The 15,346-nt window shown below is 66.0% G+C and carries 15 protein-coding genes; 11 read left to right on the top strand and 4 right to left on the bottom strand.

Annotated features, from left to right (window positions below; all coding sequences use genetic code 11):
* Positions 1 to 42 precede the first annotated feature (42 nt).
* Both OCU_RS36910 and OCU_RS36905 read right to left on the bottom strand, forming a co-directional pair.
* A complete protein-coding gene (locus tag OCU_RS36910; protein WP_009956395.1) occupies positions 43 to 1,125 on the bottom strand; it encodes an NAD(P)H-dependent amine dehydrogenase family protein in 1,083 nt (360 codons plus the stop codon).
* A gap of 62 nt (positions 1,126 to 1,187) precedes the next feature.
* A complete protein-coding gene (locus OCU_RS36905; RefSeq protein WP_009956396.1) occupies positions 1,188 to 1,976 on the bottom strand; it encodes an SDR family NAD(P)-dependent oxidoreductase in 789 nt (262 codons plus the stop codon).
* A 209-nt stretch (positions 1,977 to 2,185) separates the two neighbouring features.
* Between OCU_RS36905 and OCU_RS36900 the strand changes: the two genes are divergently transcribed.
* Positions 2,186 to 2,785, top strand: coding sequence for a TetR/AcrR family transcriptional regulator (locus OCU_RS36900; RefSeq protein WP_026071596.1), 600 nt, complete (start codon positions 2,186 to 2,188; stop codon positions 2,783 to 2,785).
* Positions 2,786 to 2,792: 7 nt separating this feature from the next.
* On the opposite strand, the gene OCU_RS36895 is transcribed toward OCU_RS36900, so the two are convergent.
* The gene (locus OCU_RS36895) at positions 2,793 to 3,896 is read right to left on the bottom strand and encodes an NAD(P)H-dependent amine dehydrogenase family protein (protein ID WP_009956399.1); all 1,104 of its coding nucleotides are present in this window, start codon (positions 3,894 to 3,896) and stop codon (positions 2,793 to 2,795) included.
* A 390-nt stretch (positions 3,897 to 4,286) separates the two neighbouring features.
* Here OCU_RS36895 and OCU_RS36890 point away from each other — a divergent pair, with 390 nt between their 5' ends.
* From OCU_RS36890 to OCU_RS36845, 10 genes are all read left to right on the top strand, one after another.
* Positions 4,287 to 4,934, top strand: a complete 648-nt coding sequence (locus OCU_RS36890; protein ID WP_009956400.1) for a hypothetical protein — start codon at positions 4,287 to 4,289, stop codon at positions 4,932 to 4,934.
* 219 nt (positions 4,935 to 5,153) lie between these two features.
* Positions 5,154 to 6,683, top strand: a complete 1,530-nt coding sequence (locus OCU_RS36885; RefSeq protein WP_009956402.1) for a nitric oxide reductase activation protein NorD — start codon at positions 5,154 to 5,156, stop codon at positions 6,681 to 6,683.
* A gap of 22 nt (positions 6,684 to 6,705) precedes the next feature.
* Complete coding sequence (locus OCU_RS36880) at positions 6,706 to 7,500, top strand: CbbQ/NirQ/NorQ/GpvN family protein (protein WP_009956403.1); 795 nt, start codon at positions 6,706 to 6,708, stop codon at positions 7,498 to 7,500.
* 17 nt (positions 7,501 to 7,517) lie between these two features.
* Positions 7,518 to 7,646, top strand: a complete 129-nt coding sequence (locus OCU_RS51780; protein WP_009956405.1) for a hypothetical protein — start codon at positions 7,518 to 7,520, stop codon at positions 7,644 to 7,646.
* A complete protein-coding gene (locus OCU_RS36870; RefSeq protein ID WP_009956407.1) occupies positions 7,643 to 8,368 on the top strand; it encodes a hypothetical protein in 726 nt (241 codons plus the stop codon). Before OCU_RS51780 ends, OCU_RS36870 begins: the two co-directional genes overlap by 4 nt.
* Before the next feature lie 13 nt (positions 8,369 to 8,381).
* Complete coding sequence (locus OCU_RS36865; protein WP_014380057.1) at positions 8,382 to 8,813, top strand: hypothetical protein; 432 nt, start codon at positions 8,382 to 8,384, stop codon at positions 8,811 to 8,813.
* Between the two features lie 13 nt (positions 8,814 to 8,826).
* Positions 8,827 to 9,876, top strand: a complete 1,050-nt coding sequence (locus tag OCU_RS36860) for an NAD(P)H-dependent amine dehydrogenase family protein (protein ID WP_009956409.1) — start codon at positions 8,827 to 8,829, stop codon at positions 9,874 to 9,876.
* A complete protein-coding gene (locus OCU_RS36855) occupies positions 9,873 to 10,295 on the top strand; it encodes a VOC family protein (RefSeq protein ID WP_020188917.1) in 423 nt (140 codons plus the stop codon). The genes OCU_RS36860 and OCU_RS36855 overlap by 4 nt, the downstream gene beginning before the upstream one ends.
* Before the next feature lie 211 nt (positions 10,296 to 10,506).
* Positions 10,507 to 11,466 carry an SDR family NAD(P)-dependent oxidoreductase gene (locus OCU_RS36850; protein ID WP_014380055.1) on the top strand — a complete coding sequence of 320 codons (960 nt, stop codon included), beginning with the start codon at positions 10,507 to 10,509 and terminating at the stop codon, positions 11,464 to 11,466.
* Positions 11,467 to 11,485: 19 nt separating this feature from the next.
* A complete protein-coding gene (locus OCU_RS36845) occupies positions 11,486 to 12,712 on the top strand; it encodes a cytochrome P450 (protein ID WP_009956412.1) in 1,227 nt (408 codons plus the stop codon).
* On the opposite strand, the gene OCU_RS36840 is transcribed toward OCU_RS36845, so the two are convergent.
* Positions 12,709 to 15,321 (bottom strand): sugar epimerase family protein, encoded by a 2,613-nt coding sequence (locus tag OCU_RS36840; protein ID WP_029385277.1) that lies wholly within the window; start codon positions 15,319 to 15,321, stop codon positions 12,709 to 12,711. The two genes, OCU_RS36845 and OCU_RS36840, sit on opposite strands and share 4 nt — an antisense overlap.
* Positions 15,322 to 15,346: the final 25 nt, after the last annotated feature.

Below are 15,346 nucleotides of genomic sequence, written 5' to 3'. Positions count from 1 at the left end.
ATGCGTTTACCGGCAACGCGTCCTGGAGCCGGGGTGGTCAGTTCAGTGCTCGTTCCACATCAATCCGCGCATCGTCGCTGACAATGGGATGTCCTCGACCCCGATCAGCCCTTGGGGCGCGCGGCACACCCAGTCGATCGCGTTGACCGCCCGGCCGGCGGTGGAGATGCAGCCGGCATCGGTGGAATCGTAAAGGGGGTGGGATACATGGGTGTTGATCTCCACCCGCGGCTCGCCCTCCACGACGACGCGGTGCACACCGGTGTGGCCATCGGGCGGCAATTCCCAGTCGGGCGCGGCGGCCGGGGTGAGCCTGGTGACGTGCTCGAGGGTGATGACCGGCTTGCCGTCGCGCACGCCCTCGGTGGCGAATCGGACCGCGGCCATCTGCCCCGGCTGGACGGTCATCATCGTGCATTCGATGCGTTCGGGCGTGTACCACGGCTCGCAGCGCTGGCGCACGTCGTCGAGCGTGATCCCGAGATGGTCGGCCAGACTGCGGACCTGACCGCCCCACATCGCCACGATCACCCCGGGCAAGAACATCATCGGCGAGTCGTCGTCGGGCGTGGTTCCGAACCCCATTGCCGCACCGGTGAACTCGGCATCGTCGTAGTTTCCGTAGTCGAAGATCTCCTGCACGGTGATCGACGAGATCCGCGTGGTCAGGCTGGCCGCCGAATGCACCAGCGTATCGCCGGAGAAGCCGGGGTCGATGCCGTTGACGTAGAGCGAGGCGTTGCCTGCCGCGCACGCGCGCTCCAACGGCTCGCGCAACCAATCGTCGGCATGGCGGGGTGTCACCAGCCAGACCATCGATGTGCCAACGACGTTGATGCCCGCCGCGAGGAACTTGGCCATCTGTTCGATGGCTTCCATGGGTCGCGTCTCACCCTGAGACGTGTAGACGACGCAATCGGCGCCAAGATTGAGCAGTGCGTCGATATCGTCGGTGGCGATGATGCCGGTCGGCTCGTCCAGCCCGCAGAGCTGCGCCGCGTCCTTGCCGATCTTGTCGGCGCTGGCGGCGTGCACGCCGACCAGTTCCAGATCCGGTCGGCCGATGATGGCCCGCAACGAGTGCCGGCCCACATTCCCGGTGGAAAACTGTATGACTCTGCGCACTTACCCTCATCCTTCCGACCGTGGGCGATGACCCATCATGGCGCGTTGCGTCGCGGTCCAAGTCAGTAATCGGGGATTGGAAGCGGCGAGTTGTTCGAGTCGATGCCGCCGTCGACGTGGAAGATCGCGTTCGTCGCGTAGCAGTCGCGCGTGCACAGGTACACCGTCAGCCGCCCGAGATCCTCGACGTCACCGAGCCGATGCAGCGGGGTGGCCTCCTGCATTTTCTCCAGCGATCCGGGCATCAAGTCCAGGCTGCCCCGCAGGCCGTCGGTGGCGAACGATCCCAACGCAATGGCGTTGACGCGGATCTTCGGCGCGAGTTCCTGTGCCATCGCGCGGGTGAGCGCCTCGAGGCCGCCCTTCGCGACGCAGTAGGCCGTCAACGCGCGGATACCGAACCGGGCGGAACCGGACGAGATGTTGACGATGGACCCGCGTCCCGCGCTGATCATGTGCGGGGCGACGAGCTGGCTCATGATGAACGCTGATGTCACGCACCAGTCGAAGGTGTGCCGGAAGTCTTCGTCGGTGATGTCCAGAAAGCGCGCATAGGTGGAGCCGCCGACGTTGTTGACGAGAATGTCGATGCGCCCGAAGCGTTCCATGGCCGTGTTCACGACGCGCTCGCCGTCCGGGCGGCTCATCGCGTCCGCGACGAGCGCCAGCCCCTTGCCGCCCGAGGCCTCGATGCCCTCAATCGTGCCAACGATATCCGCCTCGGTACGCGCGGTCCCGACAACCGTGGCGCCGGCCTCCCCCAACACCCGGGCAATGCCCGCCCCGACGCCTTTCCCGGCGCCCGTCACGATCGCGACCTGCCCATCAAGCTGGAACTGTTCCAACGCCATGCCGAGCTCCTTCGATCGCGCGTGGGGTGCGCCGTTCAATCTATGAACTGGGCTGACTAAAGTCAACGAATTCGCGTGATCGGCGTCCGCGGTACCGTTGAGTGTCTGAGAATGATCAAGTTATGCAAGCGTTTTTGGCGCGGACACGGCATAATGGGCCTTTGAGCCCCGCAACACTCGCATGAGTCGGGTCAACTGTGAGGAAACACATGGCTGTGACGGATCGGCTGTCGACCCGAGAAGCAAAGCGTCTGCAGACGAGGGAGCGTTTGATGGGGGCCGCGATCGCAGAGTTCGCCCGGGCCGGCATGGCCGAGGCGGACGTCAGTGCCATCGTGGCCGCCGCGGGCGTGGCGCACGGGACGTTCTTCTTCCATTTCCCCACCAAGGAGCATGTGCTGCTGGAGCTCGAGCGCCGCGAAGAGGACCGCATAGCCAAGCAGTTCGCCCAATTCCTGAAGTCCAAGCACGATCTCGCTTCCGCGTTGGGCGAGGCGGTCCGCCTCGTGGCCGGGTTGGAACGCCGGCTGGGCGATCGGCTCTTCAATGACTTTCTCGCGCTGCATTTCTCGCAGACCCGTCCGCAGACCGAGGACGGCCGCGATCACCCGTTGATCGTCTTGGTCGCCCAGGAAATCGCGCTTGCGCAGGAACGCGGTGAGACGGATCCGCACGTCAATCCCATGAACAGTGCGGTGTTCTTCTTGCTGGGTCTCTACGCCCTGTTGATCACCACCAACCACTGGCCGACCGGCCATGCGCTGCTGGAAGACTACGTCGCGAGGACGTTGCGAAGTTTGAAGCCCTGACCCGCCGCTAGGGGCGTATGACGCCGCGCAGCGGCATCAGGCCGAGTTCCTTGTGGGACATGAACCCCGGCGGAGCGTCGCAGACCGCGGGAATGGCGTTCGCGGGGCCCATCGCGGTCCAGGTGTATCCGGGCAGCGCGTAGCCGCCGTTGGGGTCCTGCGCGCCCTGCAGGATCAGCTCGGTGGAGGAATCGCCCTCGATCACAATGCGGTAGTGGTAGTGCTGGGGCCAATCCTCCTGCGGTTCAATGGCGTCGAAGGTGTCCATCGTGTAGATCTCGTGAAAGACGATGAGGGGTCTGCCGTCCACCCACGCCGTCCACTTGTGGTGCTGGCGAGCGACAGTCCCCTTTTTGATCACGCCCTTGAAGCCCGGCATGTCGCTGCTCTCCCCTCCCTCGAAGGGGATGTCGCGGGTGGCGCTCCCGAGCTCCACCTCGGTCGTGTATCGCTCGACTGTTTTGCCCAGTCCCTCGACGACCATCGCCATCGACTGGGCGAACAACGGCCATGCCTGTCCCAGCAGATTCGGGCCATCTTCGAACCCGGCCGGGTCGCTGCCCATCCCCATCTCGAACAGGTACTTCAGGGTGTCGCGCCCGAAATTCACCACCTCGTAGATGTGAATTGTGTCGATCTGACTGATGATTCGGGCCAGCGTCAGGACGAGCAGGTCTCCGGCGAACCCAGGGTTGACACCACCCGCATGAAACGACGTGCCGCCCTCGTGGCACGCGGCATCGATCTTGTCGATGTCCGCCTGACTGTGCTCGGTCCGATACCACCACGCCCCACCGGAAGCGACGACATTCTTGCCGCCGCGCAGTAGGCGGCACACCTCGTCGGGGTCGGACCATAGCGGCGCATAGAACACGCAATCGGCGTCGAGTGCCTCGATGGCATCCTTGTCGGTGGTCGCCCGCACGCCGGTCGGCGGTTTGCCGCAGAGCTCACCGGCGTCCTTGCCGACTTTCTCCGGTCGATTGCACAGGACGCCGACCAGTTCGTAGGCAGGGTTGTGCACAAAATGACGCAGCGCGATCGTTCCGACATTGCCGACGCCCCATTGGATTACACGATATTTCTTCTCGACCGGCGACTTGAGCGTCATCGCTACTCCTTTGCATGGCCAGAATGCCTGAGCGCTCGCTGAGCGTAGGCGTCTGGCAACGGGCGTGTCAACGAATACCAGCTGACTTTCGTCAGTGCTGTCGCTCCGCTGGTGGGGCGTGGACAGACGGCGTGAACTCCGCATTAGCCCTGTGGCACGCACGAACTGCGGGAATTGGGGCGAATCTCGCTGACGGTTCGTCGCCGACCCGGTGGGCGTCTTCTGCTGACTGTAGTCAGCCTGTTATAGTGCACTCGCCGATCCAATCAGTGTCGATGGCGGGGAGGGTTCGTGAATTTGCCGAAGCTGCATCAGCGCGACGCCGGGATAGGTGCAGCCACGCGCTCGCCCGGCTCTGCCCCATCGCCGGGTCTGGCCATCGACGAGCACATGGAACGCTCACGGCTCGCGCAGCAGCGGGCGGACAAATGGCTTATCTCCGGCAGCCTCCTGATCGGCACGGCGGCCCTGGGTGTTTTCGGGCTGCCGCTGTTCCTCTGGGGGGTGCGGTTGCTGCGCCGGGCGCAACGCGACGGCCTCTCGGTCCGGCCGATGCTGGTCACCCTGCTCGGCTATCTCGTCATCATCGACGCCGCCATCAACACCGTAGGGTGGGCGCTTGATCTGGTGGCGAACCACACCATCCTCGCGCGCGTGCTGCTCAACGGGTGGGGCAACATGTTCGACGCCGGCTACTTCTGGCACTACAACGAGCTGTGGGTCGGCGGCGCGGCGGGGCCCGGCGAGAAAGCCCTGGAGGTCGGGCTGATCCTGACCGTCTTCACCATGCGGATCGCCGCTGCCATCGGGTTTCTGCAGATGAAGCGGTGGGGCCACCAGTGGATGGTCATCACCTGCTGGATGGGCGTGGTCATTTGGATCACCTACGTGTTCAACATGACGATGTTCGCCGACGTGCGCTTCGCCGGCGTTGTGCTCCCGGTCGTCGGCTGGTGGCTCTACGACATCTTCTACATCACCCCGTTTTTGGCCATCCCCTATCTGCACACCGTCAACCGCGAACTCTTCTCCGACTGAAATGCCCGACGCGCCTTCGGTTCACGAGAGTTCTCGACATCTCAGCACGCATCAACTGACCACGGCACCGAGGAGGTCACATCGTGGGCTATCTGTGGGAGATCCTTCGCTATGTCGCCGCGTGGGGCGGCACCGGACTGATCATCTGGTTCTGGTACTGGCTGTTCTCCAACATCGGCACGTTCTGAGCCGGGGTTCGCGCAGCGCGGGATTGGGCTGATGACTGAGCATTCCGACGGCCATGCGATGGCGCTGGAACGCAGTTGCGCGGTGACGGCGGTCGCGCTGAGCGAGCAACGCCGAGAAGGGGTGCGGCTCGTCACCGGCGAGCGGCGGGGCTTCGGGTTGAACGCGGGGCTCACGTTCGTCCACGTCCCCTACCCCGCCCCCTCCGACTGGACACGCAGAACCCTGACCTGCGGCGTGGCCCTGCAATGCTCACCATCGAAGGAACGCGTCACCGAATTTCGGCTGAACGAGCTGTCCGCGCGCGAACTGCGCGCGCTCACGCTCGTCGAAGGCGGCGTCGCGCTCGGCTGGATCGCGTCGCGCTGGCCCGGCCTGCTTCCCGAGGTCCAACGGCTGCTCCCCGACGTCCACCCCGAGGCCGCGGACATGGACGGCGCCCAGATGCTCGACAGGGCAATCGGATTGGCGGCCACCGGCCGGGAGTTTGCGGTCCCACCGCTGCTGGGCGCTTTGCCGCTGGCCTACACGGCGCCGCAGGGATTGACCGATAGGTTGCGACGCAGCTTCGGGAGGATGCCGTGGACCACGACGCAGAAGCGTCTTCCGCGGCCGTACTCGGTTCCGGTCGGTGGTGACGGGGGCGTCCGCAACCCGAACCTGCCGCCGCCGAGCCGGCCGCAGGACAACGATCTCGACGTCACACCCCAACACCGGCCCGGGATTCCCTATCCCGAGTGGAACATGTGGACACAGCGATTCATGCACGACCACGTCGCTGTCGTCGAGCACGCCGACGGCCGGCGCCTGCGCCGTCCGGTGCCGGTGGCCGTCGACGTCCGCAAGTGGTTCGAAGAACACACCCACCGTGCAATGACCAGCCGACTCGAAGACGGCTCCGACCTCGACGTCGACCAATACGTCAGCCACTACATCGACCTGACGACGGGCGAGGCCAAGGAGCCGCTGGTGTTTCGCGACCTGCTGCCCAGCAGCCGCGACGTCACCACCGCATTGCTGCTCGACGGCAGCTCGTCGCTGGGGGTGCACGGGGGCCGGGTGTTCCAGCTCGAATTGGCCTGTGCCGACGCGCTTTCGCGTGCCATGACGCTGGCGCGCGAACGCCATGGCGTTTTCGTGTTCACCGGCAACACCCGGCACCGGGTCGAGGTGCGGTGCCTGAAGGACTTCGAAGACCGCCGGTTCGTGCCGCCGAGCGGGCTGGGCCTGTCCACCCGCGGCTACACCAGACTCGGTGCGCCGCTGCGCCATTTGACCAGCCGCCTGCTAGCCCAGGCCTCCGAGCGGCGCCTGCTGATCATCATCGGGGACGGGCTGATCTCCGATGAAGGCTACGAGGGCCGTTACGCCTGGGCCGATGCCGCGCACGCCGTCGAGGAGGCCAACGAGGCCGGGGTGTCGATGTATTACGTGGGCGTCGGGCCGACCCGGGTCGACCCCCTCCCGGAGGTGTTCGGGCCGCGCCGGTCGCAACGGATCCGGCGCATCGAGGAATTACCCCGGGTATTGGCCCATGTCCATCGCGAACTGGTCGCAGCGTGAATGCCGACCGATTGAGGAAGAGATGACCACCGACACATATTTCGCCAACGGCAACGAAGTTCAGCTGTTCGAACAGGCCTTTCAGCGGCGCCTGCCGGTGATGCTGACCGGCCCGACCGGGTGCGGCAAAACCCGGTTCGTCGAACACATGGGCTCGCTGCTGCAGCGACCGGTAGTCACGATCAGTTGCCACGACGACCTCACCAGCTCCGACCTCGTCGGCCGCTTCATGGTGACCGGCGGCGACGTCGTCTGGACCGACGGCCCGCTCACCCGGGCCGTCAAAGCCGGCGCGATCTGCTACCTCGACGAAGTCGTCGAGGCCCGCCACGACTCCTTGGCGATCCTGCACTCGCTCACCGATCACCGACGATCGTTGTACCTGGACCGCGCCGGCGAGGTGGTGAAAGCCCCCGAAGAGTTCATGCTGGTGTGTTCGTACAACCCGGCCTATCGCAGCTCACTCAAGGAGCTCAAACCCTCGTTCCGCCAACGGTTCGTCACGCTGGCGATGCACTATCTGCCGCCCGACCGCGAGGCCGACGTGATCGTCGCCGAATCCGGAATCCCGTTGGCCACCGCCCAGCGGCTGGTCGGGTGCGCGGTCGCGATCCGCACGGCCGACGATGCCTTCCACTTCGAGCCGCCGTCGACCAGGGTGCTGGTCACCGCCGCCCAGCTGATCGCGGCCGGCGCAACCGAATTGGACGCCGCCGACGCGTGCATACTCGCGCCGCTGAGCACCGATGGCGCGGTCACCGACGGTCTGCGTGAAGTCGCGGCAGCCAGCCTGGCCACCTCGAACAGTTCGCCCTAGGGAAAGGAGCAACCGGCATGGACCGACAGGAGGCGAAGCGCAAAAGGGCGCTCATCATCTTCCAGATCTTCATCTACGGCTATCTGCTCGCGATGTTCGGAGTCCAGCTTTACATGTCGTTCGCGCGGGGCTGGTGGGATCTGTGAATGTGCCGCTGCTGAAACGGAATTCGGGAGACGCGCCGGAACGTGCCGACGGGTCGCGCAGCCTTGAGGATCACCACGACGAATCACGCCAGGCCCAGCGCCACGCCGACAAGTGGATGATCGTCGGCGCCGCCCTGATGGGCATGTGGGCACCGGGCCTGATCGGATTTCCCATCTTCATGCGCGGGGTATGGCTGCAGCGCCAGGCCCTGCGCGCCGGGCTGTCGGTGCGGCCCATGATCGTGACCCTCATCGGCTATCTCGTCCTGATCGACGGGATGCTCAACAGTCTGGGCTGGGCACTTGACCTGGTCGCCAACCACACATTGATCAACAGGGTGCTGATGGTCGGGTGGGGCAACATGTTCGACGCCGGCTACTTCTGGCATTACAACGAGTTGTGGATCGGCGGCGCGGCGGGCCCGGGCGAAAAGGCCTATGTGGCAGGCCTGATCCTCACCGTATTCTCGATGCGGGTCGCGGCAGCCATCGGGTTTTTACAGATGAAGCGTTGGGGCCATCAGTGGATGGTCGTCACCTGCTGGATGGGCGTGGTGATCTGGTCGGCCTACGTCTTCAACATGACCATGTTCGCCGACGTGCGCTACGCCGGTGTCGTGTTCCCGGTCATCGGCTGGTGGCTCTACGACATCTTCTACATCACCCCGTTCCTCGCGATCCCGTACCTGCACACCGTCAATCGCGAAATCTTCTCCGACTAAAAGGAGCAGTGCCATGACTAGTCCGTCCGTACCGTCCCCCACCGAAGACAAGGACCCGGCAGCCGATCTCGAGCCCGGGACGACGCCGTACTACGCGCGCATGCACACCTGGATCAAGCGCGCCGTGTTGGTGTGCCTGGTAGCGCTCGTGATCGAGGGCGCCTTCACGCTGCCGTTCATGGCGGTCTACTACGGGTACCCGACGCTGAGCCTCACCCAAATCTGCAGTGAGCTGCTTAAGATCCGGTACTCCAACGACACCTTGGAGTGTAAGTACCCCTACCCGCCGTTCGGGCCCCCGGAGGGCGCCGAGGGCAAAGCCACCGCGCAGGACGTCTGGGGCATCCAACCGATACCGAAGTACCACCGGCTGGGGTTCCGCGAACTCGTCAAGATCCACGACGAACGACTCGCCCGCCAAGCGCAGGCGGCGACGCACCCATGACGGGGCCGGCACGGTGACCTATCGGGTCGTCCAATGGACGACCGGTAACGTCGGCAAGAGCTCGGTCCGGGCGATCGCCGCGAACGCGACGCTGGAGCTGGTCGGATGCTATGCCTTCTCGCCGGAGAAGGCAGGGCGCGACGTCGGCGAGCTGTGCGGGATCGAGCCACTGAATATCAAGGCCACCAACGACATCGAGGCGCTGCTCGCGCTCAAGCCGGACTGCGTGGTCTACAACCCGATGTTCGCCGACGTCGACGAGCTGGTCCGCATCCTCAAGGCCGGCATCAATGTGGTGGGCACCGCCGAGTTCATCACCGGCCACTTTCTCGGCGCGGGACGCGAGCGCATCGCCGAGGCCTGCGAGGCGGGCGGATCGAGCATCTTCGGCACCGGCATCAACCCAGGCTTCGTCCAACTGTTCACCATCGTGTCGGCGGGACTTTCGGAGCGGGTGGACAAGGTGTCGGTGCTGGAGTCCTTTGATACCACGATCTACAACTCGCCGGCGACCGAAATCCCTATGGGCTTCGGCTATCCCATCGACCGTCCGGACCTGCCGGCTGTCACCGAGAAAGGATCCGGCATCTTCCGCGACGGCGTGTTGCTGCTCGCCGACGCCCTCGGCGTCGAGCTCGACGAGGTCCGTTGTGAAGCCGAGTACGCCCAGACCACAGAGGATCTGCACCTGCCCGGGGACTGGACCATCGCGACGGGCTGCGTGGCGGGCATCCACGTTCGCTGGAAAGGGATTGTTGCCGGCCGAGAGGTCATCGAAATCGGCGGGCAATGGCGGAAGGGGCAAGCGCTGGAACCGGATTGGCCGCTGGACATGGGCTACACCGTCGAGGTGCAGGGCCGACCGACGATCAAGACCACGCTGAGCTTCCTGCCACCGCCGGACTTCGAGGGCACCACCTTGGACGACTACATCATGTTGGGCCTCACTATCACCGCCGTGCCGGCGATCACTGCGATACCCGCCGTCGTCGCCGCACCTCCCGGCATCGTCACCTACAACGACCTGCCCCTGCTACTTCCCCGCGGAGTCCTGACGACATGACGACAACACAAGAACCCTCGCTCCATCACGTCGTGTTCGCCGTGGCACCGGAACGACATGCGGCCGTGACCCAGATGTTCAGCGATCTGGGGTTCGTCTTCGAGCCGCTGCAGCTGGTGGAGCTCGGTCTGGACATTCACCTCGACTGGAATCGGGGCATCGAGCTGATCAGCCCGATCCCGGGATCGACCGGGGAGGTCGCCGTTTCGGTGACCGAGTTCCTCGAGCGCCACGGCGACGGCGTGTTCACCGTGGTCATCGGGGTCCCGGAAGCTTCCAGGGCCGACGCCGTCGCCGAGCGCTACGGTGCGACAACGCGTTTCCGGCAACGCATGGAGGGCGAGGGCACCTTTCTCGACGAAAACGACGTGTCGATCCTGGGACTGCCACTGACATTCCTGGCGACCAACATTCCGTGATTGGAGACGGCATGGCCCAACATCGTGAGCCGAACGGAGTTTGCGAGCTCGCCTCGGACGAGCTGCCCATGGCTCTGGGCCGCGGCGTCGTGACCGAGTGGTCAAGGGGGATACCCCATTCCAAGCTGCCACCGGGACCCGGGAACACGTGGCCGTCCCCGACGTGCACCCTGCCGCTATTGCCGCTGCGGATACTCGCCACGGAGAGGTCATGACCGAGCTCCGGTTCGACGGGCGGGTCGCGATCGTCACCGGGGCCGGCGGCCAGGAGCCGAGCCTGGGGCGCTCGCACGCCAAGCTGCTCGCCCAGCGAGGGGCCAAGGTCGTGGTCAACGACCTCGGCGTCGGGCCCGACGGCCGAAACATCCTGCGGGCCAATGCGGAACAGGTGGCCGACGAGATCTGCGCGGCCGGTGGTGAGGCGGTTGCCGACCTGCACAGCGTCGCCGACGAGGACGGCGCGCGCCGGGTCGTCCAGACCGCGATGGACGTGTGGGGCCGCGTTGACATCCTGGTGAACAATGCCGGTGTCTGCTTCATGGCGCACTTCGACGAGATCTCCGACGCCGACATTCGCAATGTCATCGACGTGCACCTGATGGGGACCGTGTGGATGTGCCGGGCGGCGTGGCCCCACATGCGCGATGCGGGTTACGGCCGCATTGTGAACACCACCTCCGGGGCGATGTTCGGACTGGAAAATCTTTCCATCTACGGTGCGGCAAAGGGCGGAATCTTCGGGCTGACACGCGGTCTCGCCATCGAAGGGGCACCGCTGGGCATCAAGGTCAATGCGTTGGGGCCTGCCGCCAACACCACCGCCGTGCGCCATTTCAACAACCCGTCCGCCTTCACCAGACTGATGGAGGATCACTTTCCGACCGGCCTGGTGTCACCCGCGGTGGCGTTCCTGGTTCACGAGAGTTGCCCGGTATCCGGAGCCAACCTCGAGGCGGGTGGGGGAAACGTGGGCATCCGGGTGTTCGGTCAGACGACGGGTATATACGACGCCGATCTCACCATCGAGAAGGTGCGGGACACCTTCGCGGCGATCACCGACACGTCGACGGCCAGGTTGATACCGGATTTGCCCGACTCCGGTCAGTTAGCCCCGGGCGAGGCCATTTCGGCGCCTATCGAGGTACTACCGAAGCGCTACCAACCGAGTTGATTTCGGCCAAGGAGACATCATGACCGTCGACACCGCAGCACCCAGCGTCTTCGACGCAGGCCTGCCTACACTGCACTACGACATCACCGACACCGTGCACCAGGTCGCCCCGCGGATCCACGAGGCGCGCAAGCGATCTCCGATCGCCCTCGGGCCGTTGGGACCCGAGGTGCTCGGCTACGAACTCGCCCGAGGGATACTTCGCGATCCCCGGTTCGTCTTCCCGCCCGGCATGCACATGACGGCTCGCGGGATAACCTCCGGCCCGCTCTATGACCGGGTGCTGGGCACCATCCTCGGCATGGAAGGCGAGGAACATCGGCGCCTGCGCGGTCTGGTGTCCAGGGCCTTCACGCCGCGGGCGTCCGCGCGCATGGAAGACACCATCGACAGGGTGATCAACGAGTTGATCGATCAGGTCGCCGGGGCCGGCCGCTGCGACTTCGTCGCCGACATCGCCCGGCCCTACCCGATCCCGATCATCTGCGCGTTGTTGGGCGCACCACCCGAGGACTGGGAGCAGTTTTCCCTATGGGCGGAGGACATTTTCAAGATCGTGCGGTTCGACTCCGACCTGGCGAACGAGCAGCACATCGTGATGCGGGCGTGGGACGAGTTCGACGCCTACATCGACGACATGATCGCCGAACGGCGGAGCCGGTTGACCGACGACTTGATCTCCGAACTGATCCGCGCGCAGGACGACGGCGACCGGCTGAGCAACGCGGAGATGCGCATGCTGGCGTTCAGCATCCTGTCCGCCGGCACCGACACCACCCGCAATCAGCTGGCCGCGTGCATGCACGCGCTGTGCGATCACCCCGAGCAACTGGCGATGCTCCGCAAAAACCCCAACCTCGCGATGCCGGCCGTCGAGGAATGCATGCGCCATTCGCCCGCGGTCTGTACCACCCTGCGCACCGTCCTCGACGACGTCACATTCGCCGATTACACCTTTCCGGCCGGCACCTTCATTTCAGTGAATACCTTTGCCGCCAACTGCGATCCGGAGGTCTATGCGCACCCGGGCCGGTTCGACATCACCCGCGAGGACCCGCCGCCCATTCTGACGTTCGGCGGCGGTGCCCACTATTGCCTGGGCGCGAACCTCGCCCGAACGGAACTCGCCGGAGCGCTCAAAGTCCTCGCCCGGCGCATGACCAACCCGCGGCGCGTGGCGACGGCGCAGTGGAAGCCGATGCTGGGACTGAGCGGGCCGGTCGGTCTGGAGATGGAATTCGACTAGCTCAGCGCGTCGTCCGCGGCGAGCTCCAGGACGTGGATTTCGCCCGTCGCGCCGTCGACCTCGACCAGGGCGCCCGGCGGCAACGACTTGGTCGCCCCCTGAACGTCGACGACACAGGGGAAGCCGAATTCGCGGGCCACCACCGCGGCGTGGGACATCGGGCCGCCCAGTTCGGTCACGACGGCGGCGGCGTAACAGAACGCCGCCGTGTATCCGACGTCGGTGACCTCGGCGACGAGGATCTCGCCGGGCTGCAGGTCGTCGATGGTGTCGGGGCGCACGATGCGTACCCGGCCGCGCACCCGCCCGCCGCACACCCCGACCCCGCGCAGGGTGTCCCCGCCGGCCAGGGCGGGAGACGAGGGCGCGGTTGGCTGCCAGCTTCCGCTGAACACCGTCGGCGGCGCCACCGCGACCAGCCGGCGTTGCTCGGCCCGGCGCCGGGCCACCAGCGCGCCCACGTCCGCCGGCAGGGCATCCAGTTCGTCGACGAGCAGATAGAAGACATCATCGGCGGCTTCGAAGACGCCCGACTCGACCGCCCTGCGCCCGTACTCGCGCAGCAGCGTGCGCAGAACCCAGTTGGCCCGCACCACCTTGTCGCGGCGGACCTCACGGTCGCGCAGTTGCTGGGTGGCCAGCACCGCAATTGGCTTGGCGTGCAACGGAATCTGGGGGCGCTGGGGTTGCTGCGCCGACGGCGCGCTCATCGCCCTGGTCACCATCCGGACCAGCAGCTCGGGGTCGTCGGCGTAGCTGGTTGACAGCATCTCGAGCTCGGCGGGCCCACGGTGGCCGATGAGCGCCAGCTCGGCCAGCAGCGCGGCATGGAATTCCGGTGCCTCGACGGCCAGCTTGTCCAGCCGGTCCCCCGGTTCTGCCAGTAGCGCCGTCACTTTCGGATCGCGCTGCGCGGCAACCACCAACCGCTGCATCGCCTCGACCGAACGCGCGCTGACCAATTCGGGCCCACCGGGGGCGGCGACGTCCCGCCCGCACAGACCACGCAGCAGCACGTTGAACGCCGCGCACAGCAGGAATGAGCCGGCGGCGAGCACCCAGCCGTGCACCACCTGGTCCCGCGCCAGCGAGATAAGGCTCAGCAGCCGGCGATCGTCGATTCCGGCGAGGTCCCCTTCGGTCAGGCGTTCCAGGCGATCGACGTCGGCAACGAATTCGCGGGTGTCCAGGGGCGCGCCGGCCGACAGGCCGATCAGGTTGACGCCGAATACCCCGATGTTGCGGACGGTGCGCAGTCGCTTGCGGATTCGATCGATGTCGGAGTGCGGATGTTCCTCACCGAAGATCGGCAGGGCGGCCATGCTGGGGCCGAAAAATCCGCTGTTGCTCACCACCGTCGTGGGCTTCACGAAAGGCACCGTCTCGGCCATGAAGTGCGCGGTCGTGATCGCGCCGTACAGGCGGTGGGCGAACACCGCGACCATGCGCATCGCGATTTCGCGCTGGATCTTGCCCCCCGGGCGCAACCGCTCGGCAACGCACACCGCGCTGGCCCGCAGTCCCCGGACCGTCGCCGACGCCGACGCCGGCGAGAACGGGCCGGGTAGTGCCTCCGACAGGTTCGTGGCCAAAAACGTCGGAAAGCGCGGGTCGATCGGTGTGTCGAATTCCCCGTTATCCCCCGCTGCGCCCGCCAAATTCGGCTTGACGCCGTCGTCGCTCGGCGCGTCGACCGAGGGTAGGTCCTGGATGGTGGCCAGGCGCCAGGGCAGCGATATCACCCGCTTGCCCACGGTGACCCGGCCGCGCACGGCCAGCGCGAAATCGTCGATGCATTCGGTGGATTCCCACGCGGGCCGAAATCCCCACTCGTGCTGCAATCGCGAGAGATCCATGAGCGGAGCGCCCTGCGCCCGTTGCAGTTCGCCCGGCTCGAAGCCCAGCCGCACGACCGGGCGCCCGAGAGCGGCGGCGATCTGCCGGAAGGTCACCTGTCCGGCAGCGGCGAGATTGACCGGGCCGCTGTCGATTTCACCGTCCACGATCGCCTGGTTGAACAGCCGAAGCGCGTCGTCGAGATGGACGACTTGCATGCGGTGATCGCTGGACCGGGCGGGAAACACCGGTAGCGCCAGCATCCGGCGCACCCAGTTGTCGACGCTTCGGCCGAGGATCAGCGCGGAGCGGATCGCGACCCATTCCGTGCCCGCTTCCGCGACCATGCGTTCGACCTGGGCGTTGAGTTGGCCGTCGACGGTGACCGGGGTCAAGGCATCGTGTTCGGCCTTGGGCGCACCGCCGCCGCCGCCGTAGACGTGCGCCGTCGACGCGAAAACGATTCTCCTGGACCCGGTCTCGACCATCGCGTCGAGCACGTTGCGGGCGCCGTCGATGTTGACCTCGTGACCGATCCGTTCGTCTGGTCCGGGAGTGTTCGCCCACGCGCAGTGCGCAACCACTTCCGCGCCCGCCAGGGCGCGCTTGACCGCGGCGGCATCACGGATGTCGGCGTCGACGAAGTCGGCTGCGCTCGGCCAGCTTTCGGGGCGGTTTCGGGCAAGGCCGACGACATCGTGGCCCTGGGTGAGCAGCCGCATGGCGAGTCCGCGGCCGAGCACTCCGCTGGCCCCGGTGACAGCAATTCTCACTGAATGCCTTTGGTGGTCATAGGTG

This window comes from Mycobacterium intracellulare ATCC 13950 (assembly GCF_000277125.1).
GTDB lineage: Bacteria > Actinomycetota > Actinomycetes > Mycobacteriales > Mycobacteriaceae > Mycobacterium > Mycobacterium intracellulare.
Note: the sequence above shows the minus strand (reverse complement) of the source record. Positions and strands in the feature narration are given on the sequence as shown.